A 13,170-nucleotide genomic window follows, 5' to 3' on the forward strand; every position below is an offset into this window, starting at 1 on the left:
AATATGGAGATTGAGTACCATGAAACTCACGAAAATTGCTGCCCTTATGGGCGGCGTTATTCTCGTTGCCGCCTGTGGCGAGAAAAGCTCTACCAATGTAACCCTCCCCCCCGACCCAGCACTGACTGGCGTATTTGTTGATAGCCCCGTTGAAGGAATCAATTATTCCTCTGCTTCTGTGGAAAACGGCACTACCAATGCGCAGGGTGAGTACTCTTACTTCAGAGGCGAGCAGCTCGCTTTCAGCATTGGCCAGCTGACGTTTCCAGAAACACCGGCATCAAGCGTTATTTCTCCTCTTGACCTGTTCGCAACTGACAACCCTTTTAACCAGTCGGTCGTAAACACGCTTCGACTTTTACAATCCCTCGATACCGATGGCGACCCAAGTAACGGTATATCGCTAAGCGCCAGTGCTGGCGATGTGGCGGTAGCTACGCTAGACGAAGGGCAAACCATTGAAGACTTCTTTAATCAATCTGATGCAGATTTTGCAGCCGATGTAGAGGTGTGGCTGGGTTCCGCTGGCGGAGCCAGTGCTACGCTTGTGGATAAAGCACAGGCTATCAGCCATTTCGTAAATTACCTTGAAGCCGAATTAGGTACGCTGTTCCCTAACACCTTTGATGTAACCCGCTTCACAGGCGACATTTACGCACCAACACTGGAAGGCAGAAGTGTATCTCAAGCCACTTACACCTTTACGCCAGACGACGAAGCGAACTTGTCAGGTACTTTTGTAAGAGTGCACGGTGAGGAAAGCACAACAGGTAGCTATGAATTCTCTTTTGGACGAAAAGTCATAGCCCTTAGTTACAGTGAGCAAACTGAGTATCTTATTTCCCGTGCTTTCAACACGGTTAATGAGGTATACAGCCTGTGCGTGATATCTCCAGATAACGCTCAGTCTATGCCGTTAGTGCTGCATGTTGAAAGCTGTCTTGCCAACGAAGACCCGCAAAACTACCTGTTTGCTTTTACCCAGGAACAAGCATATGTTGAACTGGCAAAGCTAGAGGAAGCAGCGAATTCTATCCAGGCGGCGCTTGAAGAAAACTTCGATACCGACACCGATACGTTTTTCTCATCGTCGTACAAGCGCTTAAGTGAAGAGCCAGATGCTGGCGCGCTTTATTATGTAACAGGTGGCAGCCCACTAGTCGACGCCACCACAGGTCAACTTACCCTTGAAGGCGATCGATTCAGTATAGGTAATGCTGCAGCCAACCCAGGTGCCAATACGTCAGCATCAGACACGGTAGGCATGGGTATTTATAACCTTAGCGAAGGTTTTACCATTAGCTTCGACGTTATTTCTCACAATGGCGGCGGTACGTTCAGCCTTTATGTAGATAACAACACCACAGGTCAAGATAACTCTGTACACGGTGCTGCTTCTAAGTTCGTGAGCATAGGTTTAGCAGACGGTACGATGGTACCCGGCACACGCTTTACCTATACCTATGAACCGGGTGACGATATTGGTGGCGGCGATCCTAGCGCACCTGACGCGAAAATTCTCGATAGCTCGGTAACTAATAGTTTCTTCCAATTGCGCACAGATTCGAGTGCCACTATCACTATCGATAACTTAAAAATTGAAACGATAGCTGACGCAGTTGACCCAGTGCCTCCGGTTGAGCCTGAGCCTACCGAACCTGAAGAGCCCGAAGTTATTCCAAGTGTACCGCTGCCGCTTTCCTATACCTTTGCAGGCGAAAGCGAGGATATTTTCTCGACAAACTTTGCCGCGATTGAAAATGCAGCGGGTGAGCAAGTCGCCATGTTTACCATTACCGGTGGCTCGGTAACGCAAATTGACACTGGTATTCAGCTTGACGGCGGACGCTTTACCCTTGGTAATACTGAACCTGATACCCAAAGCTCGTCTGACGATACATCATCAACCGGTGCACTGGATTTGAGCCGTCCTTACAATGTTATCTTTGATGTCATTTCTGCTGAAGATTCCGAAGGCGACAACAAATTCCAGATTTACGTGGATAACAATACTTCTGGCAGCGCCAACTCACACCTAGGTTCAGATTCTCGTTTCTTTAATGAGCCTGTGCTCGATTTAGTACCGGGAACCACCATGACAGTAGAAGGACAGATAGCAACGCCTAACTCGTACCTTCAATTTAGAACGGAAAGTGGCTCTATTGTGGTCATCGACAATATTCGCATTGAATATATTGATGAAAACACCCTGTTAGAGGAGACGTTTGAAACAGACGCTGACACCTTCTTCAGCCCTGAATACAAGTCGACCGATGGTGGTGCGACACCGTTTTATAGCGTAACGGGCGGCGGCTCAGGTTTAGTGATTTCCGAAGGCCAACTAGCCATCGACAGTGCACGCTTTACCATGGGCAACAGTACCCCTGATACAGACACAACCGCTGATGACACTGTAACCACAGGTATATTAGATTTAAGCCGTGAATATACCATTAGTATGGATATCATTGCCGTTGAAGACAGTGAAGGCGACAACAACTTCCAGATATATGTAGATAACAACACCAGCAGTAGCAGCAAATCGATACATGGTGGCGACTCTAAATTCTACAGCGAGCTGGTTAATAACCTTGTGCCAGGACAACGCCTAACTATCGATGGATTTATTGGTACACCCACCTCGTTCCTGCAGCTTCGTACTGAAAGTGGCGGCAAAGTGGTTATCGATAACTTTGTTATATCGTATGTGGGTGAAGCGCCAGATGACAGCAAGTTTAGCTGTGAAAATGAACCACAGCTTTACTTCTGTGACGACTTTGCATCGGGCTCTTTAGATAACTTCACGCTTATTTCAGACGACGCAGGCTCAAACGGCCCACAAGGCACGTTTGATGTTGTAGAAGATGACGGCAACAAAGTGATGCGCTACACCGCTGGCGGTGAAGGTGGCGAAATTTTCTTGGTTAAAGAGTCGGCGCTAAGCAACCTTCCAGAAAATGGAAATTACTTTGTTGAAGCGCGCATTCGTCCAAGACAAAACAGCACCACGCGAAACAAACAGATCTTCCTTCTAGGTCGTTATGATAGCGCTGGAAACTGGTACGGCGGAGGTTTGAATGTACAAAACTCATCGAGCAGTACACAAGTGGAAGTAGCGGTAAGTACCGAAGGCAGTATTTCTCGACCTGTCCAAGCTAAGTCACCTATTGTACTGGGTGAAAAAGACGGTACAGACGGCTCGTGGTATCGCGTACGTTTTGAAATGGAAAACGAGAAACTCACCGTTTATTTAGACGGCGAGAACATGGGTACAGCAGAAGATACGACCTATAGCGCAGCGGGACTGATTGGCCTCTTCACTAATAACCGTTCGTTCGAGCTGGACGATTTAAAAGTAGGTGACCCCGCTGTTAAACCAGTTCAACTTACTCTGGATTTCAAAGAAACAGAGTGGGAGACCACCACCAGTAGCGATCCGTTATTCGTTTACGTTACCGCAGTACAAAACGACGGTATAACTGAAGACACGTTTACCGTAACCAGCAGTGATGCGAGTGTGGTCAGCGTAGAGCAGCAAGGTCCACAAGTTACCATTACCCCTCGCGCTGCCGGTAGCGCAATGGTAACTTTTACTTCTGGCTCTGACCCTACGTTAAGCAAACACATTGCCGTTAATGTTGGCGAAGGCTTCACAATGCCTACCGCCACCTATGGCGACTTATTCCCGGATACCACACCTTATTCGGGCAATAACAATGCGTATCCCGATACCCTACTCTCGTTAACCTTCGACAGCGAACCCACCTTAGGAAGTAGCGGTGAAGTGCGCATTTACAATGCGACAGACGACACCCTGGTAGACGTTATCAATATTGCAGCTGATGAAGACTTTATTGGCTTTGAAGGCCAAGACAGACAGCGCAAAGTGGCTTACCGCCCAGCATCAGTTGTAGGCAACAAATTAGTGATTAAGCCTCATACAAATGCCCTTCAATATGGTCAGTCGTATTACGTAGCCATTAGCGATGGTGCGGTAACCGGCGCAACGCTAAATGGTGAAAGCTTTAGTGGTATTGGCAAGAGTGCGAACTGGCGCTTTGCAACAAGAGCCGCTGCACCTTCTGGCGCGAATGTTACCGTAGATGATGACGGCGAAGCGGATTTCCGCACGGTGCAAGGTGCGCTTAATTACGTGATGCAAAACGTAAGTAGCGATACGCCATCTCGCATTACGATTCGTGACGGCGAGTATCAGGAAATGCTGTTCCTTCGCGGTAACAACAATGTCACGCTTCAAGGCGAGAGCCGAGACAATACCGTGGTGTACTACGATAACTTTGAGAGCTTTAACAGCGGTAGCGGCAAGAGCGAAGCACCTGCGGCGGGCACGCCATCTGGCGGAAGAAGCGTGTTTTTAGTGGAAGGCGTAGATAACCTGACGCTAACGAACTTCACTTTGAAAAACTCACACATCAGAAGCAACGACTACTCTAACCAAGCTGAGACGATTTACTTTAACAGTGATTCAGGTCGTCTAACTGCCGTTGATATGAACTTTGTGAGTGAACAAGATACGCTGCTGTTAAAAGGCTTTAGTTGGTTCTACAACTCATTGATTGCCGGCAACGTTGATTTCATTTGGGGTTACGTAAATACCGCACTGTTTGAAAACAGCGAAATTCGCACCATTGGCGACTCTAAAAATGGTAACCCTGACGAAGACACAGCGGGCGGCTACATTCTACAAGCTCGCGTACCTGATATTTCTTATAAAGGGTTTATCTTCTTAAACAGCAGCTTCACCAATGGCCCAGGCCCTATTGGTAACGGTGTACTCGACGACTCTACGTATATTGCAAGAAGTGGCGGCAGCGCGAGCTACTTCGACAATATTACGCTTATTAATAACCGTTTCGACACCCACATTGCCACTATCGGCTGGGCGGGCGAAGGAGTACGCGACCAACCTGCACCAAACCCTAGCCCTGCAACCGCAGCAGCTGGATGGCGTGAATACGGCAGCATGGATATGCAGGGTAACCCGCTTGATCTTTCAAGCCGTCAGTTTGCCCACATTCTTGCCGACAGCGAAGTGACTGAACTTACCAGCAGAACGGCAATATTCTCTCACTTTAATAACGGCGAAGGCTGGGTGCCAAGCGAGCCTAACTTACCGAATGTAGCACCTGCTCCAACGCTTGATGCGTACGGTTTTGCACAATACAACTATGCATTAACCGGCGGTGCTGGCGGTACGGTAGTCACCGTAGATAACGGTGCTGATCTGCAGGCGGCGTTAGATAGCGCAGCGAACAGCAACACCCCAGTAACGGTTTATGTAGATGGCACCATTACCGACGCAAACAATGGCGGTACGGGCTCACCGATTGAAATAAAAGACATGAACGATGTGTCAATTATCGGGGTTGCAGACAGGGGCGAATTCGACGGTATTGGCATCTTAATTCGACGCGCAAATAACGTGATTATTCAAAACCTGAAAATCCACCACGTGCTTACTGATGGAAAAGACGCTATCTCTATTGAAGGTGATAACGACGGCTCTACCACCAGCAACATTTGGATTGACCACAATGAGCTTTACAGCACATTGTCTGTGGACAAGGATTTCTACGACGGGTTAGTAGATAGTAAACGCGGCGCGAAAAACATCACTATCTCTTACAACTACCTTCATGATCATTGGAAAGCCTCGTTACACGGCCACACTGAGAATGATGTAGACAGTGATAATACCGAGCGTTTAATTACCTTCCACCACAACCGCTTTGAGAATATCGAGTCACGTTTACCGTTATTCCGCTACGGTCACGGTCACTTGTATAACAACTATTACAATCAGATATCCTCTACGGCAATCAATTCAAGAATTGGTGCAGAGCTACAGGTAGAAAACAATGTGTTTGAGTACACGCAAAACCCAATTGTTTCTTTCTACTCAGACGTTATTGGATATTGGAACACGTCAGGCAACCTGTTTGGCGAAGGCGTAACCTGGACAACGCCAGCTGATGGTGACGTTGTAGCAGGACCTGATGCAACGCCTACATCCAGCTACGAAGTGCCGTACGACTACGTACTAGATGATGCCGACGTGGTTAAGCAGCGAGTTATCAACTACTCGGGCGTAGGTAAGATCAACCAGAATGCCGATGACATTCCTCCGTTAAACTAACTCCCAAAAGAGTTAGCACAAACAAAAAAGGCGCTGCTCTATGAGCAGCGCCTTTCTTTTAAGCGTTAAGCTTGGGGGATGATTACATCATGCCGCCCATTCCGCCCATGCCGCCCATATCAGGCATTGCAGGCGCGTCTTCTTTAGGTAGTTCAGCTACCATTGCTTCAGTTGTGATCATTAGTGAAGCAATTGAAGATGCGAACTGTAGTGCAGAGCGCGTTACTTTAGTTGGGTCAAGGATACCCATCTCTAGCATATCGCCGTAAGTGTCGTTACCTGCGTTGTAACCGTAGTTACCTTCGCCATTCTTCACTTCGTTAACTACTACAGATGCTTCTGCACCTGAGTTGATAGAGATTTGACGTAGAGGCGCTTCCATTGCACGTAGTGCAAGCTTAATACCTACGGTTTGGTCGTCGTTGTCGCCAGTAAGGTCAGCAAGTTTAGCTGCTGCGCGAACTAGTGCTACACCACCACCAGGTACCACACCTTCTTCAACCGCTGCGCGAGTTGCGTGTAGTGCATCTTCTACGCGGTCTTTCTTCTCTTTCATTTCAACTTCAGTTGCTGCACCAACTTTAATTACTGCAACACCGCCAGAAAGCTTAGCTAGACGCTCTTGAAGCTTCTCTTTGTCGTAGTCTGACGTAGAGTCTTCAATTTGGCCTTTGATTTGAGCACAACGGCCTTCAATCGCTTCTTGATCGCCGTTACCGTCAACAACAGTTGTGTTGTCTTTGTTGATAACTACGCGCTTAGCAGTACCTAGGTCTTCAAGCTGCACTTTTTCAAGGTCTAGACCAATCTCTTCAGAGATTACTGTACCACCAGTTAGGATAGCGATGTCTTGAAGCATTGCTTTACGACGGTCACCGAAACCTGGTGCTTTAACCGCTGCAACTTTAACAATACCGCGCATGTTGTTAACTACTAGTGTAGCAAGCGCTTCGCCTTCAACATCTTCAGCGATGATCATTAGCGGCTTACCCGCTTTCGCTACGCCTTCAAGGGTAGGAAGTAGTTCGCGGATGTTAGAAATCTTCTTGTCAACCAATAGGATGAACGGGTTGTCTAGTTCAACAGTACCGTTTTCTTGGTTGTTGATGAAGTATGGAGATAGGTAACCGCGGTCGAACTGCATACCTTCAACAACGTCTAGTTCGTTTTGAAGTGCCTGACCTTCTTCTACAGTGATAACACCTTCTTTACCTACTTTTTCCATCGCTTGAGCAATGATGTCGCCAACTTCTGAATCAGAGTTTGCAGAGATAGTACCTACTTGAGCGATAGACTTGCTGTCTGCACAGTCAGTAGACAGAGCTTTAAGCTCTTCAACTGCCGCTGCAACTGCTTTGTCGATACCGCGCTTAAGATCCATTGGATTCATACCCGCTGCAACGCTCTTAAGACCTTCAGTAACAATTGCTTGCGCAAGTACAGTAGCAGTAGTTGTACCATCACCTGCTTCGTCGTTCGCTTTAGACGCAACTTCTTTTACCATCTGCGCGCCCATGTTCTCGAACTTGTCTTCAAGCTCGATTTCTTTCGCTACAGACACACCATCTTTAGTGATAGTAGGTGCACCGAAAGACTTGTCTAGAACAACGTTACGGCCTTTTGGACCTAGTGTTACTTTAACTGCGTTAGCTAGTGTGTTTACGCCTTTCAGCATTTTGCTGCGAGCGTCATCACCAAAACGTACTTCTTTAGCTGCCATGATTAAATTCCTCTAAAATTCGTTTCAACGTTAGTTGTAATTACTCAACAATCGCTAGAATGTCGCTTTCGCTTAGGATTAGTACTTCTTCACCATCCAGCTTTTCTGTTTTAACGCCGTAACCGTCGTTGAAAATAACGGTGTCGCCTACTTTAACGTCTAGCGCTTTAACTTCGCCGTTCTCAAGAATGCGACCGTTACCTACTGCGATTACTTCGCCGCGTGTAGATTTTTCTGCTGCAGAACCAGTCAGAACGATACCGCCTGCAGATTTGCTTTCTTGCTCTGCGCGCTTAAGGATTACGCGGTCGTGTAAAGGACGAATTGCCATTTTCAAGTCTCCTGAAAATTCCACTATTCAAGTTTATGTGATTACCAACATTCAGACTGTCCGAATGTTGTGTGCCTGGGTTGCTCATTGCTGAGCAGTTAAAATCGTTTCTGCACGGATAGATGGGGTAGTACCCAGATAACTTCAAGGGTTTTTAAGCAAAAAAATGTAAAAAAATTGGTTTTTCACTAAATACTTCTTTTTATTGGGCAAGTAAACGCCGTTTATCGCGGTAAACGGCGCTCATAACCTGATGGAGAGGGCGTTGGGGCTCGCTATTTTAAGCGCTTATCTGGGTCGTTAGTGGTGTGATCGGTGTACTCACCTTCAAACACATCACCATCGCTATTATGTGAGCGTGAACGCTGGTCGAAAGGACTTTGCCCAAACGGTGACTGACCCTGTCCGAAGCCTGCAGTTCCCGGCCCCATACCCGGAGCGACAACACGCATTTTCATGTGCTTACTGACCTGAGCAGCAAAGAAGTGACGAGAGCCTGGCATTGCCAATAAGAAGCCGAAAATATCGGTAATAAAGCCTGGCGTCACAAGTAAAATACCTGCAACCACCAGCATCAAGCCTTCAACTAGTTCTTTTCCTGGCACTTCATTTCGCTGCATTTTTTCTTGTGCAGTTTGCAGTGTACTCACGCCTTCGCGTTTAACAAAGTAAGCACCAATAAAGGCAGAAAGAAGTACCAAGCCAACGGTATTCCAACCACCGATCACGCTGCCCACATTTATCAGCAACGCAATCTCTAAAATAGGTAATAGGGCAAACAGTATAAATAAAACCCGCAAAATGCTTCCTCTTTCATGTATTCATAACCTGTTATAGGGTCTTTGTACGTAATAACAAGAAAAGGTGCCCACCCTTTCGCTTAAATAGCCACTTAAAGCGACCGATAACGACCGTGATATACTGTAGCTATGAAAGAATAGTGCGACTTTTCAGGTCAATTACATATCGACCCATTAGCAAAGTAACAGGCGCGAAATAAAGTAGGAAAAGTTCATGACAATTAAGCTTGTATTGTGCACCACGCCCGATGAAAAGACAGCGCAGTTAATTGCCAGCACGCTTGTTGAAGAAAAGCTTGCCGCCTGCGTCAACATAATCAAGGGTATAGAGTCCGTTTATGAGTGGCAGGGGAAGGTGGAAACCGACGCAGAATGCCAACTGCTTATTAAAACGAACACACAACACGTTTTACAGGCCTTCGATAGAGTAAGCGAACTACATCCGTATGATGTCCCTGAATGGTTAGAACTTAATGCTGAGGCTAGCAGCGCTTACGGTCAGTGGTTACAAACCACGCTACAGCGCTAGTTAAAACGTAATTCTAATAAAAATAACGACAACGCAAAATAGATAAAAATGAACTGTAACTTTATGACTTTACCTTCTTTTCCATCAGGCACTGCATCAGCTTCACTGTTTCGTCGCTTTAGCGCTTATGTACTTTCAGCATTTTGTTTAATGACGTTATTAAGCACGTTCGCCTTGGCTCAGGTGCCCAATGCCTTTGACGATCCGTTCGTGGATGAACCCCAATTTTTAGATGTAGACCAAGCGTTTGCGTTCGATTTTAACCAAAAAGGCGACGCGCTTACGGTAAGTTTCGATATTGCGGAAGGCTATTATCTGTATCTAAAGCAGTTTAAGTTTGTGGCGAAACAAGCCGAAATTGGCGAGCCTGAGTACCCAAATGGGATAATGATTCAGGATGAGTTTTTTGGCGAGTCTGAAGTGTTTTATAACGGCGTATCTATTACCTTACCCATTGAGTCAGCACTCAGTGACGGCGTAGTTAAAATTCGCTATCAAGGCTGCGCTGACGCAGGGCTTTGCTACCCGCCGACAGTGAAAGTCGTGTATTTAAACGAAGTGGGAAGCAGTGCAGTTGCTGATACAGATACGACCTCAGAATCAAATGACGCAGCGGCCTCTTCGCAAAGCGAGCAGTTCGATTTAGCGCAAAGGCTAATTGATAAAGATAACCTTGCGCTCACTTTAGCTCTATTTTTTGCACTAGGCGTAGGCTTAGCCTTTACGCCTTGCGTATTTCCTATGTATCCCATTGTGTCGGGCATTGTGATTGGTCAGGGCAAGCCTAAAACCGCATCGCATTCATTCTGGCTAACCTTTGTTTATGTACAAGGCATGGCAATTACATACTCGTTGCTTGGGTTGGTTGTCGCTGTGGCAGGAGCGCAGTTTCAAGCTGCGCTTCAACACCCTGTGGTGCTGGGCGTATTCATTGTGCTATTTGTGGCGCTTGCCGTTGCTCTGTTTGGTGGCTTTGAAATTCAGCTACCGGCAAAGTATCAAGAAAAGCTCACTCACATGAGTAACAATCAAACGCCCGGCAGTTTCGCAGGGGTGTTTATTATGGGCGTATTGTCTGGCCTTATCGCTTCACCCTGCACTACTGCCCCGCTAACCGGTATATTGTTATTCATCGCCCAAACTGGCGATATGACACTGGGCTTTATTTCTCTTTACTTGTTAAGTATTGGTATGGGCGTTCCACTTATTCTGTTCGGCATGACAGGTGGAAAACTCCTACCTAAAGCAGGTAACTGGATGAATGTGGTTAAGGTGACTTTCGGCTTTATGATGCTTGCCGTGGCCATTGTGTTTATTGAGCGTTTATATAATAGCCCAGCCACTGGCTTCCTATGGGGATTGCTTGGCTTCGGTTTATTCGGTTACTACTGGGTACTCAATCGCGCCAGCAAAAACTCACTGATGAAACTTGTACGTGCTGTTGTGGTGGCAATAGGCATCATGGGAAGTGCTGGCCTTACTTATCAAGCAGGGCTAAACACAGAGCTTTGGGGCGAACATGCTGATGGTGTTCACGCAGGGCACCCAGACTTTGTTGTTGCGCGAGATTTGACAGACTTACGTAATAAAATTGCGGCGGCTAACGCACAAGGTAAAACCGTGATGGTCGATTTGTACGCCGACTGGTGCGTAGCCTGTAAGGAGTTCGAGAAGTACACGTTCCCAGACGAAAAAGTGGTATCTGCGCTTAGCAATACGGTATGGATGCAGATGGACCTTACCGATAACACACCAGAACGTCAGGAGATTTTTGACACCTTTACTGTGCTAGGCCTGCCTACCATTTTGTTCTTTGACGAAAACGGCGACGAGCTAACCAAAGCCCGTGTCACCGGGTTTATGAAAGCAGACGCCTTTGCCGGTCACGTAAACGAGTGGCTTAACAATAGGTCTAACACTAATGACGGTCAAATTGGTCGCTTGGACTAAGGCGCGTCGATTCGAGGACTTTCCTCTTCTCATATGGCGAGTATGGCGAGCGGTGCGAGACGCCGCTCCCTTTATCTCGGGTAGAAACGGGGTTCAGAAAAGAAGGGTGGCTTCAATGCTGGCCTTCTTATTTATTTCGCTCACTTTTTCCCTATCAGTAACAGCGAAAACCACGGGGTGCTTTGATAACAAACGCTTTTGTTTTGAACTTACGCCTTCGTCTTCTTCTCTTTATTTAGTCTCAGTACAGAGAAAAGTAGAATTGCCCGTAGCGCTAACTCTGTATTCCAATGTTATGCAAGACATTCCCACAGGCAATGGGGAGCTTAAATCGAAAGCCCACGTTAACGCATTTTTAGATACCAATGACCAAGTGCCCCTTGGCGTAGTAAAAAATGCCGACGCATTCTGGGCATCTATGCGCGTTAAATGGACGGTGGGGCGCGTAGACGCGATACACGACAACGCCTATACGTATCTGCCACCGCTACAGCCAGCTAGCAAATACCGTATTGTTCAAGGCTTTAACGGCAATTTTAGTCATTCTGGTGCGTCAAGGTATGCGCTCGATTTTGCCGCGCCTGTAGGTACACCTATTTTAGCCGCCCGGGAAGGCGTAGTGATCGACACGAAAGATGACGGCACGAAAGGCGGGCCAACGCCGAAGTTTGCAAAATACGCTAACTACGTTGTTATTCTTCATAGCGACGGAACCACCGGCGAATACTACCACCTGAAATATAATGGTGTTGTAGTAACAAGAGGGCAAACTGTAAAGCGCGGGCAGCTTATCGGTTATACCGGCAATACGGGGTTTTCTTCCTTACCCCACCTTCACTTTGGCATTTATGTAGCCAAATTCCATGGTAAGTACGTGAGTGTGCCGTTTTCCCTCGACAGCGCCCTAACTAAGGCCTCGCCTTAGCATTTATAGCAATACATACTGATACTTTTCGTTAAAACTACCATCTCATCCCCCACTAACGCCTTCTGAGAGTGCAGCATGCTGCGGTTTCACAGGCAGCAAATAAGCAAACTTTCCAATAAACTTTGCGCCGAAAACACCTGATTAGACCAGTATTTTGCTGCGAAATCTTTATCTATCACTATAATCAGCATTTAACACAATAAACGAACAAATTAATTGGCTTTTTTTCGTGCAACTGTCACAAAAGTTTGTTGAAATGGCAATAACCGTGACTTTTTCCCGAAGATAGCAGCAAACTAGATGAATATTTTGTTATTGAACGGCCCTAACCTGAATATGTTAGGCCAAAGAGAACCCGACAAATACGGCACACAAACCTTGCAAGACATCGTAGATGATTTGCAGGCGCAGGCTGCGTCAAGCAACGTGACCTTAACGCATTTTCAGTCAAACGCTGAGTTTGAACTGATTGATCGCGTGCACGCTGCTATGGGTACTGTTGATGCCATTATTATTAATCCTGCTGCCTTCACGCACACCAGCGTCGCCCTTCGCGATGCATTATTAAGTGTCAATATCCCGTTTATTGAAGTGCATTTGTCGAACGTTCACGCCCGTGAACCGTTTCGTCATCATTCCTATTTTTCTGATGTTGCAGCTGGCGTCATTGTTGGCCTTGGTGCCATGGGCTACTCGCTCGCGCTAACTGCAGCAATCAACTTACCGAAATCGCATAAATAAAGCAGAGACAGAAC

At 46.8% G+C, this 13,170-nt stretch carries 8 protein-coding genes; 5 read left to right on the forward strand and 3 right to left on the reverse strand.

Going from position 1 to position 13,170, the window contains the following annotated elements; translation table 11 throughout:
• The first annotated feature begins 19 nt into the window (after positions 1-19).
• Positions 20-6,157 carry a pectinesterase family protein gene (locus MASE_RS18715; protein ID WP_014951269.1) on the forward strand — a complete coding sequence of 2,046 codons (6,138 nt, stop codon included), beginning with the start codon at positions 20-22 and terminating at the stop codon, positions 6,155-6,157.
• Positions 6,158-6,239: 82 nt separating this feature from the next.
• On the opposite strand, the gene groL is transcribed toward MASE_RS18715, so the two are convergent.
• From groL to MASE_RS18730, 3 genes are all read right to left on the reverse strand, one after another.
• A complete protein-coding gene (gene groL, locus MASE_RS18720) occupies positions 6,240-7,877 on the reverse strand; it encodes a chaperonin GroEL (RefSeq protein WP_014951270.1) in 1,638 nt (545 codons plus the stop codon).
• A gap of 40 nt (positions 7,878-7,917) precedes the next feature.
• A complete protein-coding gene (locus tag MASE_RS18725) occupies positions 7,918-8,208 on the reverse strand; it encodes a co-chaperone GroES (protein WP_012520088.1) in 291 nt (96 codons plus the stop codon).
• 275 nt (positions 8,209-8,483) lie between these two features.
• On the reverse strand, positions 8,484-9,008 hold the full coding sequence (locus MASE_RS18730) for an FxsA family protein (RefSeq protein ID WP_014951271.1): 525 nt from the start codon (positions 9,006-9,008) through the stop codon (positions 8,484-8,486).
• 214 nt (positions 9,009-9,222) lie between these two features.
• Between MASE_RS18730 and cutA the strand changes: the two genes are divergently transcribed.
• From cutA to aroQ, 4 genes are all read left to right on the forward strand, one after another.
• Complete coding sequence (gene cutA / locus MASE_RS18735; protein WP_014951272.1) at positions 9,223-9,537, forward strand: divalent-cation tolerance protein CutA; 315 nt, start codon at positions 9,223-9,225, stop codon at positions 9,535-9,537.
• A 63-nt stretch (positions 9,538-9,600) separates the two neighbouring features.
• Positions 9,601-11,487, forward strand: coding sequence for a protein-disulfide reductase DsbD (locus MASE_RS18740; protein ID WP_014951273.1), 1,887 nt, complete (start codon positions 9,601-9,603; stop codon positions 11,485-11,487).
• A gap of 115 nt (positions 11,488-11,602) precedes the next feature.
• Complete coding sequence (locus MASE_RS18745; RefSeq protein WP_014951274.1) at positions 11,603-12,412, forward strand: M23 family metallopeptidase; 810 nt, start codon at positions 11,603-11,605, stop codon at positions 12,410-12,412.
• Between the two features lie 303 nt (positions 12,413-12,715).
• A complete protein-coding gene (gene aroQ / locus MASE_RS18750; protein WP_014951275.1) occupies positions 12,716-13,156 on the forward strand; it encodes a type II 3-dehydroquinate dehydratase in 441 nt (146 codons plus the stop codon).
• The last annotated feature ends 14 nt before the right edge of the window (positions 13,157-13,170 follow it).

Source organism: Alteromonas macleodii ATCC 27126 (assembly GCF_000172635.2).
Taxonomy (GTDB): domain Bacteria; phylum Pseudomonadota; class Gammaproteobacteria; order Enterobacterales; family Alteromonadaceae; genus Alteromonas; species Alteromonas macleodii.